At 61.4% G+C, this 23649-nt stretch carries 23 protein-coding genes and 1 tRNA gene; 23 read left to right on the top strand and 1 reads right to left on the bottom strand.

What is annotated here, in order from left to right:
• Positions 1-44 precede the first annotated feature (44 nt).
• From pnp to CJU94_RS18465, 21 genes are all read left to right on the top strand, one after another.
• Entirely contained in the window at positions 45-2195 is a 2151-nt protein-coding gene (pnp, locus tag CJU94_RS18565; RefSeq protein ID WP_095419941.1) for a polyribonucleotide nucleotidyltransferase, read from the top strand.
• A 177-nt stretch (positions 2196-2372) separates the two neighbouring features.
• A complete protein-coding gene (locus CJU94_RS18560) occupies positions 2373-3389 on the top strand; it encodes an NAD(P)H-quinone oxidoreductase (protein ID WP_095420430.1) in 1017 nt (338 codons plus the stop codon).
• Positions 3390-3510: 121 nt separating this feature from the next.
• Positions 3511-4290, top strand: a complete 780-nt coding sequence (gene tpiA, locus CJU94_RS18555; RefSeq protein WP_095419940.1) for a triose-phosphate isomerase — start codon at positions 3511-3513, stop codon at positions 4288-4290.
• A gap of 82 nt (positions 4291-4372) precedes the next feature.
• Positions 4373-4750, top strand: a complete 378-nt coding sequence (gene secG, locus CJU94_RS18550) for a preprotein translocase subunit SecG (protein ID WP_095419939.1) — start codon at positions 4373-4375, stop codon at positions 4748-4750.
• A gap of 112 nt (positions 4751-4862) precedes the next feature.
• Positions 4863-4947: transfer RNA gene (locus tag CJU94_RS18545), tRNA-Leu, on the top strand.
• A 163-nt stretch (positions 4948-5110) separates the two neighbouring features.
• Positions 5111-5470 (top strand): NADH-quinone oxidoreductase subunit A, encoded by a 360-nt coding sequence (locus CJU94_RS18540; RefSeq protein WP_013339872.1) that lies wholly within the window; start codon positions 5111-5113, stop codon positions 5468-5470.
• Between the two features lie 63 nt (positions 5471-5533).
• A complete protein-coding gene (locus CJU94_RS18535) occupies positions 5534-6013 on the top strand; it encodes a NuoB/complex I 20 kDa subunit family protein (RefSeq protein WP_006052903.1) in 480 nt (159 codons plus the stop codon).
• Between the two features lie 21 nt (positions 6014-6034).
• Positions 6035-6637, top strand: a complete 603-nt coding sequence (locus CJU94_RS18530; protein WP_095419938.1) for an NADH-quinone oxidoreductase subunit C — start codon at positions 6035-6037, stop codon at positions 6635-6637.
• Between the two features lie 9 nt (positions 6638-6646).
• Entirely contained in the window at positions 6647-7900 is a 1254-nt protein-coding gene (locus CJU94_RS18525) for an NADH-quinone oxidoreductase subunit D (RefSeq protein WP_011487495.1), read from the top strand.
• Between the two features lie 131 nt (positions 7901-8031).
• Entirely contained in the window at positions 8032-8517 is a 486-nt protein-coding gene (gene nuoE, locus CJU94_RS18520; RefSeq protein ID WP_007175612.1) for an NADH-quinone oxidoreductase subunit NuoE, read from the top strand.
• On the top strand, positions 8514-9842 hold the full coding sequence (gene nuoF / locus CJU94_RS18515; RefSeq protein ID WP_095419937.1) for an NADH-quinone oxidoreductase subunit NuoF: 1329 nt from the start codon (positions 8514-8516) through the stop codon (positions 9840-9842). The genes nuoE and nuoF overlap by 4 nt, the downstream gene beginning before the upstream one ends.
• A 124-nt stretch (positions 9843-9966) precedes the next feature.
• Complete coding sequence (gene nuoG / locus CJU94_RS18510) at positions 9967-12300, top strand: NADH-quinone oxidoreductase subunit NuoG (protein WP_095419936.1); 2334 nt, start codon at positions 9967-9969, stop codon at positions 12298-12300.
• Positions 12301-13365 (top strand): NADH-quinone oxidoreductase subunit NuoH, encoded by a 1065-nt coding sequence (nuoH, locus tag CJU94_RS18505; RefSeq protein ID WP_095419935.1) that lies wholly within the window; start codon positions 12301-12303, stop codon positions 13363-13365. It begins immediately after the preceding gene.
• A gap of 15 nt (positions 13366-13380) precedes the next feature.
• On the top strand, positions 13381-13869 hold the full coding sequence (nuoI, locus tag CJU94_RS18500) for an NADH-quinone oxidoreductase subunit NuoI (protein WP_007175608.1): 489 nt from the start codon (positions 13381-13383) through the stop codon (positions 13867-13869).
• A 180-nt stretch (positions 13870-14049) separates the two neighbouring features.
• Complete coding sequence (locus CJU94_RS18495) at positions 14050-14739, top strand: NADH-quinone oxidoreductase subunit J (RefSeq protein WP_095419934.1); 690 nt, start codon at positions 14050-14052, stop codon at positions 14737-14739.
• A gap of 20 nt (positions 14740-14759) precedes the next feature.
• Complete coding sequence (nuoK, locus tag CJU94_RS18490; RefSeq protein WP_006052894.1) at positions 14760-15065, top strand: NADH-quinone oxidoreductase subunit NuoK; 306 nt, start codon at positions 14760-14762, stop codon at positions 15063-15065.
• 17 nt (positions 15066-15082) lie between these two features.
• Positions 15083-17140, top strand: a complete 2058-nt coding sequence (gene nuoL / locus CJU94_RS18485; protein ID WP_095419933.1) for an NADH-quinone oxidoreductase subunit L — start codon at positions 15083-15085, stop codon at positions 17138-17140.
• Between the two features lie 14 nt (positions 17141-17154).
• Positions 17155-18645 carry an NADH-quinone oxidoreductase subunit M gene (locus CJU94_RS18480; RefSeq protein ID WP_095419932.1) on the top strand — a complete coding sequence of 497 codons (1491 nt, stop codon included), beginning with the start codon at positions 17155-17157 and terminating at the stop codon, positions 18643-18645.
• A 24-nt stretch (positions 18646-18669) separates the two neighbouring features.
• Positions 18670-20142, top strand: coding sequence for an NADH-quinone oxidoreductase subunit NuoN (nuoN, locus tag CJU94_RS18475; RefSeq protein WP_095419931.1), 1473 nt, complete (start codon positions 18670-18672; stop codon positions 20140-20142).
• Complete coding sequence (locus tag CJU94_RS18470) at positions 20142-20438, top strand: DUF2818 family protein (RefSeq protein WP_091795792.1); 297 nt, start codon at positions 20142-20144, stop codon at positions 20436-20438. Before nuoN ends, CJU94_RS18470 begins: the two co-directional genes overlap by 1 nt.
• A gap of 44 nt (positions 20439-20482) precedes the next feature.
• Positions 20483-21067, top strand: a complete 585-nt coding sequence (locus tag CJU94_RS18465) for an NUDIX domain-containing protein (RefSeq protein ID WP_095419930.1) — start codon at positions 20483-20485, stop codon at positions 21065-21067.
• A gap of 270 nt (positions 21068-21337) precedes the next feature.
• Here CJU94_RS18465 and CJU94_RS18460 read toward each other — a convergent pair whose 3' ends face one another.
• Complete coding sequence (locus CJU94_RS18460) at positions 21338-22513, bottom strand: winged helix-turn-helix domain-containing protein (RefSeq protein WP_244220877.1); 1176 nt, start codon at positions 22511-22513, stop codon at positions 21338-21340.
• A 108-nt stretch (positions 22514-22621) separates the two neighbouring features.
• Between CJU94_RS18460 and CJU94_RS42265 the strand changes: the two genes are divergently transcribed.
• Together CJU94_RS42265 and CJU94_RS18455 are read left to right on the top strand one after the other, a co-directional pair.
• A complete protein-coding gene (locus tag CJU94_RS42265; RefSeq protein ID WP_279636612.1) occupies positions 22622-22753 on the top strand; it encodes a hypothetical protein in 132 nt (43 codons plus the stop codon).
• A 46-nt stretch (positions 22754-22799) separates the two neighbouring features.
• Positions 22800-23603, top strand: a complete 804-nt coding sequence (locus CJU94_RS18455) for an N-acetylmuramidase domain-containing protein (RefSeq protein ID WP_095419928.1) — start codon at positions 22800-22802, stop codon at positions 23601-23603.
• The last annotated feature ends 46 nt before the right edge of the window (positions 23604-23649 follow it).

Here is a 23649-nt window from a genome sequence, read left to right as displayed (position 1 = left end):
CCGCGCCGCTTCTGGTTCGCGCGGCATTACGAAGAGGAAAAGCAATGACTATGTTCAATAAGATCGTCAAAGAATTTCAGTGGGGACAACATAAGGTCCGCCTCGAGACCGGCGAAATCGCTCGCCAGGCGAGCGGCGCCGTGATCGTCGACGTCGAAGATACCGTGGTGCTGGCCACCGTGGTCGGCGCCAAGACGGCCAAGCCGGGCCAGGACTTTTTCCCGCTGACCGTCGACTACCTCGAAAAGACCTACGCCGCCGGCAAGATCCCGGGTGGCTTCTTCCGCCGCGAAGGCCGTCCGTCGGAAGGCGAAACGCTGATCTCGCGCCTGATCGACCGTCCGCTGCGCCCGCTGTTCCCGGAAGGCTTCTACAACGAAGTCCAGGTCGTGATCCACGTCCTGTCGCTGAACCCCGAAATCCCCGCCGACATTCCCGCGCTGATCGGCGCGTCGGCGGCGCTCGCCGTGTCCGGTCTGCCGTTCAACGGCCCGGTCGGCGCAGCGCGCGTGGCCTATATCAACAACGAATACGTGTTGAACCCGACGCGTCCGCAAATGAAGGAATCGGCGCTCGACCTGATCGTCGCCGGTACGGAACGCGCGGTGCTGATGGTGGAATCGGAAGCGCAGCAACTGAGCGAAGAAGTGATGCTCGGCGGCGTGGTGTTCGGCCATGAGCAAATGCAGATCGCGATCGACGCGATCCACGATCTGGTCCGCGAAGGCGGCAAGCCGGAATGGGATTGGCAACCGGCGGCGAAGAACGAGCCGCTGATCGCTCGCGTGACGGAACTGGCGCAAGCCGATCTGCTCGCCGCTTATCAACTGCGCGACAAGCAAGCCCGTTCGGCCAAGCTGAAGGAAATCTACGCAGCTACGTCGGCGAAGCTGGAAGAAGACGCGGCTGCAGGCGGCACGGTGGCGGCCGACAAGGCAACCGTCGGCAACGTGCTGTTCGATATCGAAGCGAAGATCGTCCGTACGCAAATCCTGAACGGCGAGCCGCGTATCGACGGCCGCGACACGCGTACCGTGCGTCCGATCGAAATCCGTACCGGCGTGCTGCCGCGTACCCACGGCTCGGCACTGTTCACGCGCGGCGAAACGCAAGCGCTGGTAGTGGCGACGCTCGGCACGAAGGGCGACGAGCAGAACATCGACGCGCTCGAAGGCGAGTACCGCGAACGCTTCATGCTCCACTACAACATGCCTCCGTTCGCGACCGGCGAAACGGGCCGCGTCGGTTCGCCGAAGCGCCGTGAAATCGGTCACGGCCGTCTGGCCAAGCGCGCGCTGGCTGCGTGCCTTCCGAGCGCCGAGGAATTCGGCTATTCGATTCGCGTCGTGTCGGAAATCACGGAATCGAACGGTTCCTCGTCGATGGCTTCGGTGTGCGGCGGCTGCCTCGCGCTGATGGACGCCGGCGTGCCGATGAAGGCGCACGTCGCCGGCATCGCCATGGGCCTGATCCTGGAAGGCAACAAGTTTGCCGTGCTGACCGACATCCTCGGCGACGAAGATCACCTCGGCGACATGGACTTCAAGGTGGCGGGCACCGAGCAAGGCGTGACCGCGCTGCAGATGGACATCAAGATCCAGGGCATCACCAAGGAAATCATGCAGGTCGCCCTCGCGCAAGCGAAGGAAGGCCGTCTGCACATCCTCGGCAAGATGACCTCGGCTGTCTCCGGCGCGAACACGCAATTGTCGGAGTTCGCACCGCGCATGATCACCATCAAGATCAATCCGGAAAAGATCCGCGACGTGATCGGCAAGGGTGGTTCGGTGATCCGCGCGCTGACCGAAGAAACCGGCACGACGATCGATATTTCGGACGACGGCGTCGTCACCATCGCCAGCACGAGCAGCGAAGGCATGGCCGAAGCGAAGAAGCGTATCGAGAACATCACGCTGGAAGTCGAAGTCGGTCAGGTGTACGAAGGCACCGTGCTCAAGCTCTTGGATTTCGGTGCGATCGTGAACATCCTGCCGGGCAAGGACGGTCTGCTGCACATTTCCGAGATCGCCAACGAGCGTATCAAGGACATCAACGACTATCTGAAGGACGGCCAGCAGGTGAAGGTCAAGGTCATCCAGACGGACGAAAAGGGTCGCGTGCGTTTGTCGGCCAAGGCGTTGCTGAACGACGCCGCGAACGGCGCGCCGCAAGGCGAACCGACGCCGCAGCAGTAATGCGGTAGCGGGGCAACGGCCGGCAGCGCGAACGCGCGCCGGCCGTTTTTCATGAAGGGTTCAGGTGAATTGCGCTGCAGGCGGGCGCCTCGAAGGAAATCCTCTCGGGGCACACAAGCGAGTACTCTGTTTGTTCATGCCGGCATGCAACGCAATCCAATCTTGGAGTTGACGCAGATGAAAGCGATCGAAATCACCGAATTCGGTGCACCGGACGTTCTGAAACTGGCTGAGCGGCCGACGCCGCAGCCGGCAGCGGGTGAGGTGCTGATCAAGGTGGCCGCATCCGGCATCAACCGTCCGGACGTGTTTCAGCGCAAAGGCGGCTATGCGCCGCCGCCCGGCGCGTCGGATCTGCCGGGGCTGGAGGTGGCGGGCGAAATCGTCGGCGGGACGATCGACGCGAAGAACAATCCGTTTGGCCTGAAAGTCGGCGATCGGGTGTGCGCATTGCTGGCGGGCGGCGGCTATGCGGAATATGCGGTCGCGCCGCTGCTGCAGTGTCTGCCGGTGCCGGCGGGCCTGTCGGATGTCGAGGCGGCTTCGTTGCCCGAAACGTTCTTCACGGTGTGGAGCAATGTGTTCGACCGTGCGCAGCTCGGCAAGGGCGAAGGCGCGCCGAACGAAACGCTGCTGGTGCAGGGCGGTTCCAGCGGCATCGGCGTGACGGCGATCCAGATTGCGCATGCGCTCGGTTTTCGCGTGTTCGCGACCGCCGGGTCGGACGAGAAGTGCCGCGCCTGTGAGGCGTTGGGCGCCGAGCGGGCGATCAACTACAAGACCGAAGATTTCGTCGAAGTGATCAAGTCGCTGACCAACGATCGCGGCGTCGACGTGGTGCTCGACATGGTGGCGGGCAGTTATGTGTCGCGTGAGCTGACGGCGTTGGCGGATGGCGGACGGATCGTGCTGATCGCCTTGCTGGGCGGTGCGAAAGCGGAATTGAACCTGAACGAAGTGCTGCGCCGCCGTTTGACGGTGACGGGTTCGACGCTGCGTCCGCGGCCGATAGAATTCAAGGCGAAGATCGCCGCGCAACTGAAAGAGCGGGTTTGGCCGCATCTCGAAGGCGGGCGCATCAAGCCCGTGGTGCATCGCGTGTTTCCGGCCGCGCAAGCGGCCGACGCCCATACGCTGATGGAGAGCAGCACGCACGTCGGCAAGATCGTACTGTCTTGGGGTCAGGACGCTTGACACGGTCGGTTTGACCCGATCCACCCCACGCAGTAAAATTGCGCGTTTTGCGCACGCCGCATGAATCCGAAAGGTGGGCTGTAAGCGCAAACGAAGTCCGCCGCCAAGACAAGACGAGACGATGTCGAAACAACGAGCCAAACTGGTAGTCGGTAACTGGAAGATGCACGGGCGCCTCGCCGAGAATGCCACGCTGTTGCAGGCGGTGGCGAAAGGAGCGGGCGCATTGCCGGCCGACGTGCGCGTCGGTGTCTGCGTGCCGAGTCTGTATCTCGCGCAGTCTCAGTCGTTGCTGGAAGGCAGCCGGGTCGTGTGGGGCGTGCAGGACGTGTCAGCGTTCACGCATGGCGCCTACACCGGTGAAGTGGCCGCGCCGATGGTGGTGGAGTTCGGCGCCACGCTCGCGATCGTCGGGCACTCGGAGCGCCGTGCCTATCATCGCGAAAGCGCCGAGCTGGTCGCGGTGAAAACACAGCGTGCGCTGGAGGCGGGTTTGACGCCGATCGTCTGCGTCGGCGAAACGCTTGAAGAGCGCGAAGCCGGTTCGACCGAGCAGGTAGTCGGCGCGCAACTGGACGAAGTGCTGGCGAAATTGTCGGTGCAGGAGGCGGCGCGGATTGTCGTCGCGTATGAGCCGGTCTGGGCGATCGGCACCGGCAAGAGCGCGAGTTCGGAGCAGGCGCAGGCGGTTCATGCGTTTTTGCGTTCGCGTCTGGCGGCAAAGGGCGCGGCGGTGGCGGATGTGCCGCTGTTGTACGGCGGCAGCGTGAAGCCGGATAACGCGGAAGAATTGTTCCGCCAGCCGGATATCGACGGTGGCCTGATCGGCGGCGCGTCGTTGAAAGACCAGGATTTCCTGGCGATCTGCAAGGCGGCTGCCGCAACGAGCGTCGCCGGTTGAGCAGGGCGCCTTGGCGAGGATGACCCCATCCCGTGCAACACGTAGCGTGTGGCGCGGTTAAATAAAGACTCAGGTGAGTGTGATGCTGTATTTGAAAACATTGATTATCGTCGTTCAGCTGTTGTCGGCACTCGGGGTTATCGGCCTCGTCTTGCTGCAACACGGCAAAGGCGCCGATATGGGCGCGGCTTTTGGCAGCGGAGCATCGGGCAGTCTGTTCGGCGCGACCGGTTCGGCAAACTTTCTGTCACGCACTACGGCGGTTCTCGCGGCGGTGTTTTTTGTCACCACGCTGACGCTCACTTACCTCGGCGCGTATCGTGCGAAACCCTCCGCAGGCGTGCTGGGCGCGGCTGTGACTGCGCCGGTCGCGGCTTCTGCTGCTTCGGCACCGGCGGGTGGCTCGGCGGTTTTGCCGGCATCGGCTGCATCCGTTCCCGCAACCGACGTACCGAAATAAATTTTCGTTCAACGTGCTTTTGTGCGTTGAACAAACTGTTTAGACCAGTTATAATTCAAGTCTTGAAGCGATTCGCGGGTTTTATAAGTTGTTTTCCCGGATTGCATGCAGTGCCGACGTGGTGAAATTGGTAGACACGCTATCTTGAGGGGGTAGTGGCGAAAGCTGTGCGAGTTCGAGTCTCGCCGTCGGCACCAAAATGTTATCTAAATGCCAGCCGCTTGCTTCGCTTCGGCTGGCATTTTCACTTCTGGCGTGCGGCTTGCGTTGGGCTTGCGACATGTGCGTTTCGGAAGTGATTTCGCGTCAGGAGTGCTATGCTCCTGACGGCACTCAGAACCCAACCGATTGAGGACTGTCTTGAACCTCGCAGCCTATTTCCCCGTCTTGTTGTTCCTTGTAGTGGGCACCGGTTTAGGCGTAGCACTGGTCAGTATCGGCAAGATCCTTGGTCCCAATAAGCCTGATACCGAGAAAAACGCACCGTACGAGTGCGGCTTCGAAGCATTCGAAGATGCGCGCATGAAGTTCGACGTGCGCTACTACCTCGTCGCCATTCTCTTCATCATTTTCGATCTTGAAACCGCGTTCTTGTTCCCGTGGGGCGTTGCCTTGCGCGACATCGGCTGGCCCGGCTTCATGGCGATGATGATTTTCCTGCTCGAATTCCTGCTGGGCTTTGCCTACATCTGGAAGAAGGGCGGCCTCGACTGGGAATGATGGATTAATCGCCGGTTTGCGCGGGTGGCCAAGGCTTGCCACCCCGTCTGGAGTGGAAAGCAAATGAGTATCGAAGGGGTCTTGAAGGAAGGGTTTGTCACCACCACAGCTGACAAACTGATCAACTGGACGCGCACCGGCTCGTTGTGGCCGATGACGTTCGGTCTTGCGTGCTGTGCGGTCGAGATGATGCATGCGGGTGCTGCCCGTTATGACCTCGACCGTTTTGGCGTGGTGTTTCGTCCGAGTCCGCGTCAGTCGGACGTGATGATCGTCGCCGGCACGCTGTGCAACAAGATGGCGCCGGCGCTGCGCAAGGTCTACGATCAGATGGCCGAGCCGCGCTGGGTGATCTCGATGGGCTCGTGCGCGAACGGCGGTGGCTATTACCACTACTCGTATTCGGTGGTGCGCGGCTGCGACCGGATCGTGCCGGTCGACGTCTATGTGCCGGGCTGCCCGCCTACGGCTGAAGCGCTGGTGTACGGCGTGATCCAGTTGCAGGCCAAGATTCGCCGCACCAACACAATCGCCCGTCAATAAGGCCAACGCCTCCCCCACAATATGGCAAGCAAACTCGAGACCCTGAAAGCGAACCTCGAGGCGGCCTTTGGCGGCCTCCTGCAGAGCACTACCGAGGCAATCGGTGAGTTGACGATCGTCGTGAAGGCTGGCGACTACCTCAATGTGGCAACCCGTCTGCGCGACGACCGCTCGCTCGGTTTCGAGCAATGCGTGGATCTGTGCGGCGTCGACTATCAAACCTACGCCGACGGCGCTTACGAAGGCCCGCGTTTTGCGGCCGTTCTGCATCTGCTGTCGGTGCAGAACAACTGGCGTCTGCGTCTGCGCGTGTTCGCACCGGACGACGAAGTGCCGATCCTGCCGTCTGTTGTCGAAATCTGGAATTCGGTCAACTGGTACGAGCGCGAAGCATTTGACCTGTACGGCATCGTCTTCGAAGGCCACCCGGACCTGCGCCGTATCCTGACCGACTACGGTTTCATTGGTCACCCGTTCCGTAAAGATTTCCCTGTCTCCGGCTACGTCGAAATGCGTTACGACCCGGAAGAGAAGCGCGTCGTCTATCAGCCTGTGACGATCGAGCCTCGGGAAATCACGCCGCGCGTGATCCGCGAAGATCGCTATGGCGGTCTGAAACACTAAGAGAACGCCATGGCAGAGATCAAGAACTACACGCTCAACTTCGGCCCTCAGCACCCGGCAGCGCACGGTGTGCTGCGCCTCGTGCTCGAACTCGACGGCGAAGTCATCCAGCGCGCCGATCCGCACATCGGCCTGCTGCATCGCGCGACTGAAAAGCTCGCCGAAACCAAAACATTCATCCAGTCGGTGCCCTACATGGACCGTCTCGACTACGTGTCGATGATGGTGAACGAGCACGGCTATGTGATGGCGATCGAAAAGCTGCTCGGCATCGACGTGCCGGTGCGCGCGCAATACATTCGCGTCATGTTCGACGAAATCACGCGCGTGCTGAACCACTTGATGTGGATCGGCGCGCATGCGCTCGACGTCGGCGCGATGGCGGTGTTTCTGTACGCGTTCCGCGAGCGTGAAGACCTGATGGACGTGTACGAAGCGGTCTCCGGCGCACGGATGCACGCAGCTTACTATCGGCCGGGCGGCGTCTATCGCGATCTGCCTGACGCCATGCCGCAATACAAGGCATCGAAAATTCGCAATGCGAAGGCATTGTCGAAGATGAACGAGAACCGCCAGGGTTCGCTGCTCGACTTCATCGACGACTTCTTCACGCGTTTCCCGAAGTGCGTCGACGAGTATGAAACGCTGCTCACCGACAACCGCATCTGGAAGCAACGTCTGGTCGGTATCGGCGTGGTCAGCCCGGAACGTGCGCTGAACCTCGGCATGACCGGCGCCATGTTGCGCGGCTCGGGCATCGAGTGGGATCTGCGCAAGAAGCAGCCGTATGAAGTCTATGACAAGCTCGATTTCGACATTCCGGTCGGTGTGAATGGCGATTGCTACGACCGCTATCTGGTTCGCGTCGAAGAAATGCGCCAATCCACGCGCATCGTGAAACAGTGCGTTGAGTGGCTGCGTAAGAATCCAGGCCCGGTGATGATCGACAATCACAAGGTTGCGCCGCCATCGCGCGTGGGCATGAAGTCGAACATGGAAGAGTTGATTCACCACTTCAAGCTCTTCACGGAAGGCTTCCACGTACCGGAAGGCGAGGCGTATGCCGCTGTCGAGCATCCGAAGGGCGAATTCGGCATCTATCTGATCTCCGACGGCGCGAACAAGCCGTATCGCCTGAAGATCCGCGCGCCGGGCTATGCCCACCTGTCCACGCTCGATGAAATGGCGCGCGGTCACATGATCGCCGACGCCGTGACGATCATCGGTACGCAGGACATCGTGTTCGGCGAAGTGGATCGCTAGGACGTATTCATCGGCGCGTGCCTTCAGCTTGCATCGAAGCGCGCGTCAAGCAAAGGAACGCCGGGTCTGTCGCAGCCTGATGTGAGCGACGGGTTTTCGTTCGGTAGGAATTGAAAGAGTCGTGTCTGAAAATGATCTCAGCTGAAGGCCTGAAAGAAATCGATCGTGCGATCGCGAAGTATCCCGCCGATCAGAAACAGTCCGCCGTGATGTCGGCGTTGGCCACTGCTCAGGAAGAGCATGGCTGGCTGTCGCCCGAACTCATGCAGTTCGTCGCGGACTATCTCGGCATGCCGGCAGTCGCCGTGCAGGAGGTGGCTACCTTCTACACGATGTACGAGACCTCGCCGGTCGGCAAGTACAAGATCACGCTCTGCACGAACCTGCCGTGTCAGCTTGGCCCGGACGGCGGCTCGGACAGCGCGGCTGAATATCTGAAGCAGAAGCTCGGCATCGACTTCGGCGAAACCACGCCCGACGGCAAGTTCACCCTGAAAGAAGGTGAGTGCATGGGCTCGTGCGGCGACGCGCCGGTGATGCTGGTGAACAACCATCGCATGTGCAGCTTCATGAGCCGCGCGAAGATCGACCAGCTGCTCGAGGAACTTTCGAAATGACGTGTTTACACGATCGTCACATCAAACCGCTGATTCTCGCCGGCCTGAACGGCGATAACTGGCATCTCGAAGACTATGTAGCGCGCGGCGGTTACGCCCAGTTGCGCCGTATTCTGGAAGAGAAGATTCCGCCCGAGCAGGTGATTGCCGACGTCAAGGCCTCGGGTCTGCGCGGTCGAGGCGGTGCGGGCTTCCCGACCGGCTTGAAGTGGAGCTTCATGCCGCGTCAGTTCCCCGGTCAGAAGTACCTCGTCTGCAATTCGGACGAAGGCGAACCGGGCACGTTCAAAGACCGCGACATTCTGCGCTTCAATCCGCATGCGCTGATCGAAGGCATGGCCATCGGCGCGTACGCGATGGGCATTACGGTCGGCTACAACTATATTCACGGCGAAATCTGGGAAGTCTACAAACGCTTTGAACAAGCGTTGGACGAAGCACGCCGTGCGGGGTTCCTCGGCGAGAACATCATGGGTTCGGGCTTCTCGTTCGAACTGCATGCGCACCACGGTTACGGCGCCTATATCTGCGGCGAAGAAACCGCGCTGCTCGAATCGCTGGAAGGCAAGAAAGGCCAGCCGCGTTTCAAGCCGCCGTTCCCGGCGAGCTTCGGCGTGTATGGCAAGCCGACCACGATCAACAACACCGAGACGTTTGCCGCAGTGCCGTTCCTGCTTGCAATCGGTCCGCAGAATTACCTTGAGATCGGCAAGCCGAACAACGGCGGCACGAAGATTTTTTCGATCGCTGGCGACGTCGAACGTCCGGGCAATTATGAAATCCCGCTCGGCACGCCGTTCTCCACGCTGATGGAACTCGCCGGCGGCATGCGCGGCGGCAAGAAGATCAAGGCCGTGATTCCTGGCGGCTCGTCGGCGCCGGTCATTCCGGGCGACATCATGATGCAGACCGACATGGACTACGACTCGATCGCCAAGCAAGGCTCGATGCTCGGATCCGGCGCGGTCATCGTCATGGACGAAACGCGCTGCATGGTGCGCTCGTTGTTGCGTCTGTCTTATTTCTATTACGAAGAATCGTGTGGTCAATGCACGCCTTGCCGCGAAGGCACGGGCTGGCTGTACCGCGTCGTTCATCGTATCGAGCATGGGCTCGGCCGTCCGGAAGATCTGGATCTGCTGAACTCAGTCGCTGAAAACATCATGGGCCGTACCATTTGCGCGCTCGGCGATGCAGCGGCCATGCCGGTTCGCGGCATGCTCAAGCACTACTGGGACGAATTCGAATACCACGTCGCCCACAAGCATTGCCTCGTCGGCGGCCATGCCGGCGCAGCAGCGGCGTCGGAAACAGTGGCTGCCTGAGCACGCGAATAAGTACGTAGAACGGGCACACACCAGAACACGTCAACCGCGGGATTCATCGCCTGAAACGGGCGATGAACAGGCGAACGATTGAGCGGTAACAGGTTAAGGAAGATTGACCATCATGGTTGAACTTGAAATAGACGGCAAGAAAGTAGAGGTGCCTGAAGGCAGCATGGTGATCCAGGCTGCGCATAAGGTCGACACGTACATTCCTCACTTCTGCTATCACAAGAAGCTGTCGATTGCGGCCAACTGCCGGATGTGTCTGGTCGATGTCGAAAAGATGCCGAAGGCGGTGCCCGCATGCGCCACGCCGGTATCGGCCGGCATGATCGTGCGCACCAAGTCGGACAAGGCGGTGAAGGGTCAGCAAGCCGTGATGGAATTCCTGCTGATCAACCACCCGCTGGATTGCCCGATCTGCGACCAGGGCGGCGAGTGCCAGTTGCAGGATCTGGCCGTGGGTTACGGCAAGTCGGCATCGCGTTATAGCGAAGAAAAGCGCGTGGTGTTCCACAAGAACGTCGGCCCGCTGATCTCCATGGAAGAAATGTCGCGTTGCATTCACTGCACGCGTTGTGTGCGTTTCGGCCAGGAAGTGGCCGGCGTGATGGAGCTCGGCATGTTGGGCCGCGGCGAGCATTCGGAAATCACGTCGTTCGTCGGCAAGACGGTGGACTCGGAACTGTCGGGCAACATGATCGATCTGTGCCCGGTCGGTGCGCTCACCAGCAAGCCGTTCCGTTACAGCGCCCGCACGTGGGAGCTGTCGCGCCGCAAGTCGGTGAGCCCGCACGATTCCGTCGGCGCGAACCTCGTGGTGCAGGTGAAGAACAATCGCGTGATGCGCGTGCTGCCGTTCGAAAACGAATCCATCAACGAATGCTGGATTTCGGACAAGGACCGCTTCTCGTACGAAGGGCTGAACAGCCCCGAGCGTCTGACGCAGCCAATGCTCAAGCAAGGCGGCAAGTGGGTCGAGACCGACTGGCAAACCGCGCTCGAATACGTGGTGAAGGGTTTGAAGGGTATCAAGGGCGACCACGGCGCGAACGCGCTGGCCGCACTCGGCAGCGCCCACAGCACGGTCGAAGAACTGTTCCTGTTGAAGCAACTGGCGCAAGCGGTCGGCACGCCTAACGTCGACTTCCGTCTGCGTCAGTCGGATTTCTCCGCGCCGGTCAATGGCGCGCCGTGGCTCGGCACCGCCATCGCCGATCTGTCGAACGTCGACGCCGCGCTGGTGATCGGCTCGGATCTGCGCCGCGACCATCCGCTGTTCGCCGCGCGTCTGCGTCAAGCTGCCAAGGGCGGCGCGAAGCTCACGCTGGTGCAGTCCACGAATGACGACGCGCTGATTCCGCAAGCGCAGCGCGTGGTTGCCGCCCCGTCCGCATGGCTCGACGCGCTGGCTGGCATTGCCGGCGCAGTGTCGGAAGCCAATGGCGTCGCGCTGCCGGCAGCTTTCGCCGGCACGCAGCCTACGGATGCGAACAAGCAAGTCGCGAAGTCGCTCGCCACGGGCGAACGCCGCCTCGTGTTGCTGGGCAACGGCGCGGTCCGTCATCCGGATTTCGCGCTCATCCACGCCGCGGCGCAATGGATCGCGGACGCGACGGGCGCGACGCTGGGCTTCCTCACGGAAGCGGCCAACACGGTCGGCGCGCATCTGGTAGATGCATTGCCGGGCGAGGGCGGTCTGAACGCTCGCGAAGTGTTCGAGCAGCCGCGCAAGGGTTATGTGCTGCTGAACGTCGAGCCGGAGTTCGACACGGCTAACCCGGCGCAGGCTGTGGCCGCGCTGAAGCAGGCTGAAATGGTGGTCGTGCTGTCGCCGTTCCAGACCGGCGCCGAATACGCCGACGTGCTGCTTCCGATCGCGCCGTTCACGGAAACCGCCGGTACGTTCGTCAACGCCGAAGGTACGGTGCAGACGTTCAACGGCGTCGTGCGTCCGCTCGGCGACACGCGTCCGGCATGGAAGGTACTGCGTGTGCTGGGCAGCCTGCTGGGCGTGCCGGGCTTTGAATTCGACACGTCGGAAGAAGTGCGCACGGCCGCTCTCGGCGACGGCGAACTGAACTCGCGTCTGTCGAACAAGACCGGCGTCACGGTTGCGCGCGGCAAGGCGGTGAAGGCGGCGCAAGGCAAGTTCGAGCGCATTGCGAATGTGCCGATCTATCACGCCGACGCGCTGGTGCGTCGCGCGGAGTCGCTGCATCTGACCGCGGCGGCCCGGGCAGCGAACACGGTCGGTCTGCCGGCTGCGCTGTTCGACACACTGGGTTTGAAGGAAGGCGACGCGGTGCGCGTGCGCCAGGGCGAGCAATCGGTGCAGTTGCCGGCCGTGCGCGACGCGAATCTTGCGGAGACGGTCGTCCGCGTATCGGCGGCTACGCCGGCCGGTGCAGCGCTGGGCAGCCTGTTCGGTGAACTGGTGGTGGAGAAGGCGTAAATGAGCTTGTTCGATACGATCAACTCGGGCGGCACCCAGCTTCTCGGTGTGGCATGGCCCACGGTGTGGGCACTGGTGCGCATCCTGGTGGTGGCCGTCGTGATCCTGCTGTGCGTGGCTTACCTGATTCTGTGGGAGCGTAAGCTGATCGGCTGGATGCATGTGCGTCTCGGCCCGAACCGCGTCGGTCCCGCGGGTCTTTTGCAGCCGATCGCCGACGTGCTGAAGCTGCTGCTGAAAGAAGTGATTCAGCCCGCGCAGGCGAGCCGCTGGATTTACATGATCGCGCCGATCATGGTGGTGGTACCGGCCTTTGCCGTATGGGCGGTGATTCCGTTCCAGGCAGGCGCGGTGCTCGGCGACATCAACGCGGGTCTGCTCTACGCGATGGCGATCTCGTCGATCGGCGTGTACGGCGTGATCCTGGCCGGCTGGGCGTCGAACTCGAAGTACGCGTTCCTCGGCGCCATGCGGGCCGCGGCCCAGATGGTGTCGTACGAAATTTCGATGGGCTTCGCGCTCGTCGTCGTGCTGATGACCGCCGGCACGCTGAACCTGTCGGGCATCGTCGCTTCGCAGGAACATGGCATCTTCGCTTCATACGGCTTGAACTTCCTGTCGTGGAACTGGCTTCCGCTGCTGCCGATGTTCGTCGTGTACTTCATCTCGGGCATCGCCGAAACGAACCGTCACCCGTTCGACGTGGTGGAAGGGGAGTCGGAAATCGTCGCGGGCCACATGATCGATTACTCGGGTATGGCGTTCGCGCTGTTCTTCCTCGCCGAGTACATCAACATGATCGTGATCTCGGCATTGGCTGCAACACTGTTCCTCGGCGGCTGGAGCGCACCGTTCGGCTTCCTGTCGTTTGTCCCGGGCATCGTATGGCTCGTCGCCAAGGTTTTCTTCCTGTTGTCGGTGTTCATCTGGGCGCGTGCCACGTTCCCGCGCTATCGCTATGACCAGATCATGCGTCTGGGCTGGAAGATCTTCATTCCGGTCTGCGTGGTGTGGCTGGTGGTGGTCGGCTTCTGGATCATGTCGCCGTTGAATATCTGGAAATAAAGGGCGGATGAACCCATGACCGCAATCCAAAATTTTTTCAAGACCTTCTTCCTCACGGAGTTGCTCAAAGGCCTCGCGCTGACCGGACGTTATACGTTCCAGCGCAAGGTGACCGTGCAGTTCCCGGAAGAGAAGACCCCGATCTCGCCGCGTTTCCGCGGCCTGCATGCGCTGCGCCGCTATGAAAACGGTGAAGAACGCTGCATTGCCTGCAAGCTGTGCGAAGCGGTGTGTCCGGCGCTCGCGATTACGATCGAGTCGGAAACGCGTGCGGACAATACCCGCCGCACGACGCGCTACGACATCGACCTGACCAAGTGCATCTTCTGCGGTTTCTGCGAAGAAAGCTGCCCGGTCGATTCGATCGTCGAAACGCACATTCTCGAGTACCACGGTGAAAAGCGTGGCGACCTGTACTTCACGAAAGACATGCTGCTGGCCGTTGGCGATCGTTATGAGACGGAGATCGCTGCGAACAAGGCAGCCGACGCACCGTATCGTTGAAGCGCTTCAGTTGAAGCAGTCAATGCAGCAGTAAATGCAGCAATCACGGCCTGTTGTCGGGCCGGGCGCCGCGGCCTGAACGCCGCGGCACGGCGCACCTGTGCGGCTGTTCTGGCGGTATGCCAGTCACATGTGCCAAAGAACAATGCCTGACGATGGCCTAACGATGAACCGGTAATCATGGAATTCACGACCGTACTGTTCTACATCTTCGCGCTGCTCCTGGTGGTTTCAGGGCTGAAGGTGATCACCTCGCGCAACCCGGTGTCGTCCGCACTGTTTCTGGTGCTGGCGTTCTTCAACGCAGCGGCGATCTGGATGCTGCTGCAGGCCGAGTTCCTTGCAATCCTGCTGGTGCTGGTCTACGTCGGCGCGGTGATGGTGCTGTTCCTGTTCGTCGTGATGATGCTGGACATCAATATCGACGTGCTGCGCAAAGACTTCAAACGCTTCGTGCCAATGGCCACGCTGGTGGGCGCGATCATCGTGATCGAAACCGCGCTGATCCTGTGGCACGGCTACGGCGCGACCGCCACGGCGCTGCGCGACACCACGGCCGCCGCTAACGGCATGGGCGACTGGTCGAACACGCGCCTGATCGGCAAGATCATTTACACCGACTACATCTTCGCGTTCGAAGTGGCCGGTCTGGTGCTGCTGGTGGCGATCATCGCGGCGATCGCGCTGACCACGAGCCACAAGAAAGACAGCAAACGTCAGAACGTCAGCGAACAGGTCAAGGTGCGCGCTCAAGACCGCGTGCGCGTCGTGAAGATGAAATCGGAAAAGACCGCGGCTACCGTCGCGGCGGAAGAAGCCGCGGCAGCGGCAGCAGCAGCGGCCGACTCGGCACCAGCCAAGAACAGCTGAGCGGACAGGAGATAGAAATCATGTTGACCCTTGCCCATTACCTTGTCCTCGGCGCGATCCTGTTTGCGATCAGCATCGTCGGCATTTTCCTGAACCGTCGGAACGTCATCATCATCCTGATGGCGATCGAGCTGATGCTGCTCGCGGTGAACACCAATTTCGTCGCGTTCTCGCATTATCTCGGCGACGTGCATGGCCAGATCTTCGTCTTCTTCGTGCTGACGGTTGCGGCAGCGGAAGCGGCAATTGGCCTCGCGATTCTGGTGACCCTGTTCCGTAGTCTCGACACGATCAATGTCGAGGATCTCGATCAGCTCAAAGGTTAATTTCAGGAAAAGCGGTTATGTCCACGATACTCAATGAAAACCTGCTGCTGGCGATCCCGCTGGCACCGCTGGCCGGCTGTCTGGTTGCCGGGCTGTTCGGAAAAGCGGTAGGGCGAGCCGGTGCGCATTCGGTCACGATCCTCGGCGTCGCGATCTCGTTCATCCTGTCGGCCATCGTCTTCTTCCAGGTAATGGACGGCGCGAGCTTCAACGCGACCGTCTACGAATGGATGTCGATCGGCAAGACGAAGTTCGAGGTCGGCTTCCTGGTCGACTCGCTGACGGCCATGATGATGTGCGTGGTGACCTTCGTGTCGCTCATGGTGCACATCTACACGATCGGCTACATGGCCGACGACGACGGCTACCAGCGCTTCTTCTCGTACATCTCGCTGTTCACGTTCTCGATGTTGATGCTCGTGATGAGCAACAACTTCCTGCAACTGTTCTTCGGTTGGGAAGCGGTGGGTCTGGTGTCGTACCTGCTGATCGGCTTCTACTTCACGCGTCCGACGGCGATCTACGCGAACATGAAGGCGTTCATCGTGAACCGCATCGGCGACTTCGGCTTTCTGCTGGGTATCGGCCTGCTGTTCGCGTTCGCCGGTTCGATGAACTACGGCGACGTGTTTGCGAAGCGCACCGAACTCGCGGCATTGACCTTCCCGGGTACGGACTGGGGTCTGCTGACGGTGGCCTGTATCTGCCTCTTCATCGGCGCGATGGGTAAGTCGGCGCAGTTCCCGCTGCACGTCTGGCTGCCGGATTCGATGGAAGGCCCGACGCCGATTTCCGCACTGATTCACGCGGCAACCATGGTGACGGCCGGTATCTTCATGGTCACGCGCATGTCGCCGCTGTTCGAACTGTCGGATACGGCTCTCTCGTTCGTGACGGTCATCGGTGCGATTACCGCGCTGTTCATGGGCTTCCTCGGGATCGTCCAGAACGACATCAAGCGCGTGGTGGCTTACTCCACGCTGTCGCAGCTCGGTTACATGACGGTCGCGCTCGGCGTGTCGGCTTACCCGGTCGCCGTGTTCCACCTGATGACGCACGCGTTCTTCAAGGCGCTGCTGTTCCTCGGCGCGGGTTCGGTGATCATCGGCATGCACCACGATCAGGACATGCGCAACATGGGCGGCCTGCGCAAGTACATGCCGATCACGTGGATCACGTCGCTGGTCGGTTCGCTGGCCCTGATCGGTACGCCGTTCTTCTCGGGCTTTTATTCGAAAGACTCGATCATCGACGCAGTGAAGCTGTCGCATCTGCCGGGTTCGGGTTTCGCGTACTTCGCGGTGGTGGCGAGCGTCTTCGTGACCGCGCTGTATTCGTTCCGTATGTACTTCATGGTGTTCCACGGCAAGGAGCGTTTCCGCGATCCGAAGCATCCGGAATCGCCGATGGGTGCTGAAGCCGCCGCCCATGCGCACGACGCGCACGGCCACGGTCATGGTCACGACGACCACGCTCATGAGCCGCACGAAACGCCGTGGGTGGTGTGGCTGCCGCTGGTGCTGCTGGCGATCCCGTCGGTGGTGATCGGTGCGATCGGCATCGGCCCGATGCTGTTCGGCGACTTCTTCCAGCACGGCGTGGCTTTCGACAAGGTGATCTTCATCGGCGAGAACCATCCGGCGCTGCATGAGATGGCTGAAGAGTTCCAGGGCTGGGCGTCGATGGGTCTGCACTCGGTCACGGGCCTGCCGGTGTGGCTCGCGCTCGCGGGCGTGGTGGTCGCGTGGTTCCTGTACCTGATCCGTCCGGATTTGCCGGCGGTCATCAAGCGCGCGTTCGGCCCGATCTACACGTTGCTCGATAACAAGTACTACATGGACAAGATCAACGACGTGGTGTTCGCGCGGGGCGCCGTGGCAATTGGCCGTGGTCTCTGGAAGGAAGGCGACGTCGTGGTGATCGACGGCATCGTCAACGGCAGCGCACGCTTTATCGGCTGGTTCGCCGGCGTGATCCGCTTCCTCCAATCCGGCTACATCTACCACTACGCGTTCGCCATGATTATCGGCATGTTGGGGCTCCTGACCCTGTTTGTAACGCTCGGCGGCAAATAAGGCGAGGGACACTAATGCACGCTTATCCGATTCTCAGTATCGCAATCTGGTTACCGATCCTCGTCGGCCTGCTGGTTCTCGCCATCGGTTCCGACCGGAACCCGGGGCCCGCGCGCTGGATGGCGCTCATCGGCTCGGTCGTCAGCTTCCTCGTGACGATCCCGCTGATTACCGGTTTTGATTCGAGCACCGCCGATCTGCAGTTCGTCGAAAAAGCCAACTGGATCGAGCGTTTCAACATCACGTACCACCTGGGTGTCGACGGTATCTCGATGTGGTTCGTCGTGTTGACCGCCTTGATCACGGTGATCGTCGTGATCGCCGCGTGGGAAGTGATCACGAAGAACGTGGCGCAGTACCTCGCCGCATTCCTGATCCTGTCGGGCATCATGGTCGGCGTGTTCAGCTCGGCCGACGGCATGCTGTTCTATGTGTTCTTCGAAGCGACGCTGATTCCGATGTACATCATCATCGGCGTGTGGGGTGGGGCGAACCGCGTGTACGCGGCGTTCAAGTTCTTCCTGTACACGCTGATGGGCTCGCTGCTGATGCTGGTCGCGTTGCTGTACCTGTACATCCAGACCGGCACGTTCGACCTCGCCACGTGGCAGCATGCGCAGATCGCCATGACGCCACAGGTGCTGCTATTCATCGCGTTCTTCATGGCCTTCGCCGTGAAGGTGCCGATGTGGCCGGTTCACACGTGGTTGCCTGACGCCCACGTGGAAGCGCCGACCGGCGGCTCGGTCGTGCTGGCCGCGATCATGCTGAAGCTGGGCGCATACGGTTTCCTGCGCTTCTCGTTGCCGATCACGCCGGACGCCAGCCACTTTCTGGCGCCGGTCGTCATCACGCTGTCGCTGATCGCCGTGATCTACATCGGCCTCGTGGCGATGGTGCAGACGGACATGAAGAAGCTGGTTGCGTATTCGTCGATCGCGCACATGGGTTTCGTGACGCTCGGCTTCTTCATCTTCAACCAGCTCGGCGTGGAAGGCGCGATCGTGCAGATGATCTCGCACGGCTTCGTGTCGGGCGCGATGTTCCTGAGCATCGGCGTGCTGTATGACCGTATGCATTCGCGTCAGATCGCCGATTACGGCGGTGTCGTCAACGTGATGCCGAAGTTTGCGGCGTTCGCCATGCTGTTCTCCATGGCCAATTGCGGCTTGCCGGGCACCTCCGGCTTCGTCGGCGAGTTCATGGTGATTCTGGCGGCCGTCCAGTACAACTTCTGGATTGCCGGCGGCGCGGCCGTCACGCTGATTCTCGGCGCGGCCTACACGCTGTGGATGTACAAGCGCGTGTACTTCGGCGCGATCGCCAACGATCACGTGAAGAGCCTGCTCGACATCAGCCGCCGCGAATTTTGCATGCTGGCAGTGCTCGCCGCACTGACGCTGTTCATGGGCCTGTATCCGAAGCCCTTTACCGATGTGATGCACGTATCCGTGGAAAACCTCCTCTCCCACGTTGCGCAATCAAAGCTGCCGTTGCCTCAGTAACGCAGAGCGGAGGAATTAAAGACCATGCAAAACGCCCCTATGACTGCTCTGTTGCCTGACGCGCTGGTGATGCTCGCCGTTGTCGTCGCGTGGCTCAACGACACGTTCGTCGGCCAGGCCGGTCGCCGTACCACGTATTTCATCGCGTTCTTCTCGACGCTCGTCGCCGGCATCTGGTTTGCGATGAACGCGTTCGACCCGCAAGTGCGCTACTACTTCGGCCATATGTACGTGGTGGATTCGTTCGCCAACGTGATGAAAGCGGTGGTGACGCTCGGCTACGCCGTGTCGATCGTCTATTCGCGCCGCTATCTCGAGGATCGCGGACTGTTCCGCGGCGAGTTCTTCCTGCTGGGCATGTTCTCGTTGCTCGGTCAGCTCGTCATGATCTCCGGCAACAACTTCCTGACGTTGTATCTCGGCCTGGAACTGATGTCGCTGTCGTTGTACGGCGCGATCGCGCTGCGCCGTGACGCGGCGCCGTCGAACGAGGCGGCCATGAAGTACTACGTGCTCGGCGCGCTGGCTTCCGGCTTCCTGCTGTACGGCATCTCCATGCTGTACGGTGCGACCGGTTCGCTCGACCTGAACGAAGTGTTCAAGGCGATCGGCACGAGCCACTACGACCCGAGCGTGCTGCTGTTCGGCGTGATCTTCATCGTGGCGGGCGTGGCGTTCAAGATGGGTGCGGTGCCGTTCCACATGTGGGTGCCTGACGTGTATCAGGGCGCACCGACGGCCATGACGCTGATGGTCGGCGGCGGTCCGAAGGTGGCCGCATTTGCCTGGGGCTTGCGCTTCCTGGTGATGGGCCTGCTGCCGCTGGCGGTGGAATGGCAGCAGATGCTCGTGATTCTCGCGGCGCTCTCGCTGATCGTCGGCAACATTACCGGTATCGTGCAGCGCAACGTCAAGCGGATGCTCGCTTACTCGGCGATCTCGAACATGGGCTTCGTGCTGCTGGGTCTGCTGGCCGGCGTGGTCGACAGCAAGACCACGGGCGCCGCCAACGCGTACGGCTCGGCCATGTACTACAGCATCGTCTACCTGATCACGACGATGGGAACGTTCGGCGTCATCATGCTGCTGGCTCGCCGCGATTTCGAAGCGGACACGCTCGAAGACTTCAAGGGCCTGAATCAGCGTAGCCCGGTGTTCGCGTTCGTGATGATGGTCATGATGTTCTCGCTCGCCGGCATTCCGCCCGCGGTCGGCTTCTACGCGAAGCTCGCGGTGCTGCAGGCCACCATGAACGCTGGTTTGACGTGGCTGACGGTGCTCGCCGTGATCACGTCGCTGTTCGGCGCGTTCTACTACCTGCGTATCGTCAAGCTGATGTATTTCGATGAACCGCAGGACAAGTCGCCGATCCTCGCCGACACCAGCACGCGTGCCTTGCTCGCCGTCAATGGCGTGGCCGTACTGGTGCTCGGTATCGTGCCGGATCCGTTGTTGAAGGCCTGCCTGCAGGCTATCCAGCACACGCTGCTGCTCTGATGTCGGCTGCGGGTTGGTTTATCGTGCTGTTGGCGCTGGTCGGCGCCAACCTGCCGTTCCTGAATCAGCGCCTCTTCGCCGCCGTGCCGCTGAAGGCGGCGAAGAAAAGCGGCTGGATCCGGATTGCCGAATTGATCGTGCTGTACTTCGTGGTCGGCGCGCTCGGTTTTCTGCTGGAAGCGCGCGCGGGCAACCGCTTCGAACAGGGATGGCAGTTTTACGCGATCACATTCGCGCTATTCGTGGTGTTCGCATTCCCCGGCTTCACCTTCCAGTATCTCGTCAAACGCCGCTGACGGCGTCTCGCCGTCGGCGCACCCAGTTGTCCTGAGGTCCGCATATGGCTGAACTTCCCGATCACGACGCCTTGCTCACGGAGACCTGTCTCGAGAGCAAAACGATGCATCAAGGGCCGTTTCTGACGCTCAAGTGCGACACCGTTCGCCTGCCGGACGGCAAGCACGCCACGCGCGAATACGTTCAGCATCCGGGCGCCGTGATGGTGATTCCGTTATTCGACGACGGCCGCGTGTTGCTGGAAAGCCAGTATCGCTACCCGATGGGCAAGGTCATGGTCGAGTATCCGGCCGGCAAGCTCGACCCGAATGAAGGGGCGTTGGCCTGCGCGATTCGGGAACTGCGAGAAGAGACGGGCTACACCGCGCGTGAGTACGTTTATCTGACGCGTATACACCCGATCATTTCGTACTCGACCGAATTCATCGACATCTATCTCGCGCGTGGTTTGACCGCCGGTGAGCGCAAGCTCGACGACGGCGAATTTCTCGAACTGTTCACGGCGACTGTGCCCGAGGTGACCGAGTGGGTTCGCACGGGCAAAATCACCGACGTCAAGACGGTGATCGGCACATTCTGGCTGGAGAAGGTTTTGTCGGGCGCGTGGCCGGTAGGGCAGCCGCAATAGCGTTGCCAGATCGGCCGCCTGCGCGCTGAGCGTTCCGCTCGACGCACAGGCGGCACGGCAAGCGCCGTTGCCCAATGCCGCCGCGTGGGCCGCGGCCTACTTGCCCGGCCCGGTGACGATTCCAGGCGCGACGAGTCACCCACGCCCCTTACGCGCTCACGCGTGGGCGCCGCCGCGAGACCCGTCTCGCCGACCACCCTGAGCCGGGGATTGCCGCAGGGTTCAGCGCGGCATCCCGCCGCCCTATCCAAGGCCGATCCACGTCGGTCGTTACAACGGCGCGGAAGGTGTCACGCTACGGCATCCCGCCGCGCGTAAATCCGCGACGATCCGGCTCCATGCGTTGTCCAGGGTGGCTGGCACGGTTGGAGAACTCGACTCCGTCACTGAATCGACTACGTCGCGAATGAATACGCGATGAACAAAATCGGCGCTGCAGGTGATGGGTGCGCCGTGTCCAGTGCGCAGTGCGTAGACGGGCCGGCTGAGGTGGCTCGCGTTGCCGAGGTCGGCGGGCATCGCAAGTGCGGCCGCGAGAGCGAACAGCGCCGCGCCGATCGGCAGGACGGTCCGCCGCGATGCGAGCCACGGTGCGATCCAGGCGAGCGCGGCAACCACGCGCGACAAAGCCTGACGCGCGGCTGCGAATGACAGCAGAGAGCCGCGGGCACCTTTGCCGATACCGCCGGGCGAAGGCGGCACAGTCCTGCAGAACCGATATCCGACACAAGGTATGTAAAGCAGTTGCTGGTCGAGTCCAAGCGGCTGCAGCGAACGCCGCAAGCGCGACACCAGCCGCGTCAGGCGATTGACGTCGACGCCTTGCTCATCGCCCCAGATCCGTGAGATCAACTCGTGACGCTCCAGCGTGACGTCGGGCTGTTCGACGAACGCCTGGAGTAGCGCGCGCTCGAAGCCCGTCAAATGAACGGTTGCCCCAGCATGAGTGACGACACCCTCCTCGGTGTGAATGGCCGGCAGGCCGATCGATTCCGGCGACGCCGGCTGATAGGACGCGCTGGGACGCAATCGCGCACACCAGTGACGAAGACCTGCGCTGCGCGGTGCAAGCTCATCCGCGACGAAAGTGCCAGGCGGCGAAACCGTGTTGTCCGGCGGGGCTTCGCCGGCATGGATCTGTAGTCCTTCCGGGTCGAATCGATAGCCGGCACGAGGCATCGTCACGATATGGTCGCCGAGGCTGAGCGGCCTCAATGACTTGCGTAACCGGTAGACCAGTTGGGTCAGATAGAGCTCGTCCATGTGGATCGCACGCTCGCCCCATACGACGCCCATCAATGCTTCGCGGTCGCATACACGTCCAGCGCTTTCCACCATCAGCCGAAGCACCTCCTTTTCCTGTCCCGACACGCGGACGGCGATATGGCCGACAGAGACACGGTCATGTCGCCAGTCGAAGCGAACGACGCAACTATCTTTACTCACGAATTCCTCCAGCGCATTCAGTATGCGTAACGTAGCATCGGCAAATAGTCGCAGCCAATGGAGGAATCTGGACGGGCGCGCGATGTAACGGACATACCCCGACGCGAGATGGATTATCCGGACTTCCATGTGGCGAACAGCAACGTGGAAGCCGGAACGGCAGACACGACGCGAATGGTCGCGATCTTCTATGGCGGGCATGGACCGGAGGAAAAACAATCACGCCGCGGCAGCAGTTAGCTTTCCTATCTGCCGCGACTCTTTTTTCACCTCACGGTTACCGATCATGAACTCATCAATCACTCGCGGCACGAGCGTCGTCTTTTTACAGCGTGCGTTGGCGCAGGAAAATCCACGCCTGAAAGTGGACGGTCTGTCGGGCGCCGATACGCAGGGTGCGCTGCGACGTTTTCAACAACGGCGTGGGCTGCCGGACACCGGCATCGTGTGCGAGCAGACGCGCGCGCTGCTCACGCAAACGGCGCGTGATGCCGGATTGCTGTCCAGCTCCGACGTGACCGAGGCCAGCGACTCGCTCGGCGTCGCCCCCGCGCGGCTTCTTGCGCTCATCGAGGTCGAGAGCGCGGGCTTTGGCTTCCTGCCGGACGCCCGCGCCAAGATCCTGTTCGAACGCCATGTGATGTATCGGCGGCTAGTGGCCGCAGCGCTGCCCGCGCAATGCTGGCGCAACGAATTTCCTGAGATCGTCAATACGACACCCGGAGGTTATCTGGGCGGCGTACAGGAATACGAACGTTTCGATGCGGCCAGCGCGCTCGATCGGGATTGCGCGATCGAAGCCTGTAGTTGGGGGCTCTTCCAGATCATGGGCCTTCATTGGCTGTATCTGGATTATGCCAGTGCGTCCGATTTTGCCGTGTCGATGACCATCGATGAGCGCAGCCAGCTCGACGCATTCGTCCGTTTCATCGAGCGCGACGCAGAGATGCTTCGCGCATTGCAACAGGGCAGGTGGGGCGACTTCGCGCGACGCTACAACGGTCCGGCTTATCACGCTCATGCATATGACACGCGGCTCGCGTCGGCGGTCGCGCATTTCGACGCGGTGACCTGTGGAGGATCGGCATAGGTGGCATGTCCTCGCCAATCGCCTACGCCGCCGGCTTGCGGAGCGC

The organism is Paraburkholderia aromaticivorans (genome assembly GCF_002278075.1).
Classification (GTDB): domain Bacteria; phylum Pseudomonadota; class Gammaproteobacteria; order Burkholderiales; family Burkholderiaceae; genus Paraburkholderia; species Paraburkholderia aromaticivorans.
The sequence above is the reverse complement of the archived record's forward strand: the minus strand, read 5'-3'. Positions and strand labels throughout refer to the sequence as shown.

Excerpts from the sequence above, each read along its gene's own strand:
- pnp (WP_095419941.1), top strand. The coding sequence starts at position 45 with ATGACTATGTTCAATAAGATCGTCAAAGAATTTCAGTGGGGACAACAT.
- CJU94_RS18560 (WP_095420430.1), top strand. The coding sequence starts at position 2,373 with ATGAAAGCGATCGAAATCACCGAATTCGGTGCACCGGACGTTCTGAAA.
- tpiA (WP_095419940.1), top strand. The coding sequence starts at position 3,511 with ATGTCGAAACAACGAGCCAAACTGGTAGTCGGTAACTGGAAGATGCAC.
- secG (WP_095419939.1), top strand. The coding sequence starts at position 4,373 with ATGCTGTATTTGAAAACATTGATTATCGTCGTTCAGCTGTTGTCGGCA.
- CJU94_RS18535 (WP_006052903.1), top strand. The coding sequence starts at position 5,534 with ATGAGTATCGAAGGGGTCTTGAAGGAAGGGTTTGTCACCACCACAGCT.
- CJU94_RS18530 (WP_095419938.1), top strand. The coding sequence starts at position 6,035 with ATGGCAAGCAAACTCGAGACCCTGAAAGCGAACCTCGAGGCGGCCTTT.
- CJU94_RS18525 (WP_011487495.1), top strand. The coding sequence starts at position 6,647 with ATGGCAGAGATCAAGAACTACACGCTCAACTTCGGCCCTCAGCACCCG.
- nuoE (WP_007175612.1), top strand. The coding sequence starts at position 8,032 with ATGATCTCAGCTGAAGGCCTGAAAGAAATCGATCGTGCGATCGCGAAG.
- nuoF (WP_095419937.1), top strand. The coding sequence starts at position 8,514 with ATGACGTGTTTACACGATCGTCACATCAAACCGCTGATTCTCGCCGGC.
- nuoG (WP_095419936.1), top strand. The coding sequence starts at position 9,967 with ATGGTTGAACTTGAAATAGACGGCAAGAAAGTAGAGGTGCCTGAAGGC.
- nuoH (WP_095419935.1), top strand. The coding sequence starts at position 12,301 with ATGAGCTTGTTCGATACGATCAACTCGGGCGGCACCCAGCTTCTCGGT.
- nuoI (WP_007175608.1), top strand. The coding sequence starts at position 13,381 with ATGACCGCAATCCAAAATTTTTTCAAGACCTTCTTCCTCACGGAGTTG.
- CJU94_RS18495 (WP_095419934.1), top strand. The coding sequence starts at position 14,050 with ATGGAATTCACGACCGTACTGTTCTACATCTTCGCGCTGCTCCTGGTG.
- nuoK (WP_006052894.1), top strand. The coding sequence starts at position 14,760 with ATGTTGACCCTTGCCCATTACCTTGTCCTCGGCGCGATCCTGTTTGCG.
- nuoL (WP_095419933.1), top strand. The coding sequence starts at position 15,083 with ATGTCCACGATACTCAATGAAAACCTGCTGCTGGCGATCCCGCTGGCA.
- CJU94_RS18480 (WP_095419932.1), top strand. The coding sequence starts at position 17,155 with ATGCACGCTTATCCGATTCTCAGTATCGCAATCTGGTTACCGATCCTC.
- nuoN (WP_095419931.1), top strand. The coding sequence starts at position 18,670 with ATGCAAAACGCCCCTATGACTGCTCTGTTGCCTGACGCGCTGGTGATG.
- CJU94_RS18470 (WP_091795792.1), top strand. The coding sequence starts at position 20,142 with ATGTCGGCTGCGGGTTGGTTTATCGTGCTGTTGGCGCTGGTCGGCGCC.
- CJU94_RS18465 (WP_095419930.1), top strand. The coding sequence starts at position 20,483 with ATGGCTGAACTTCCCGATCACGACGCCTTGCTCACGGAGACCTGTCTC.
- CJU94_RS42265 (WP_279636612.1), top strand. The coding sequence starts at position 22,622 with ATGGATTATCCGGACTTCCATGTGGCGAACAGCAACGTGGAAGCCGGA.
- CJU94_RS18455 (WP_095419928.1), top strand. The coding sequence starts at position 22,800 with ATGAACTCATCAATCACTCGCGGCACGAGCGTCGTCTTTTTACAGCGT.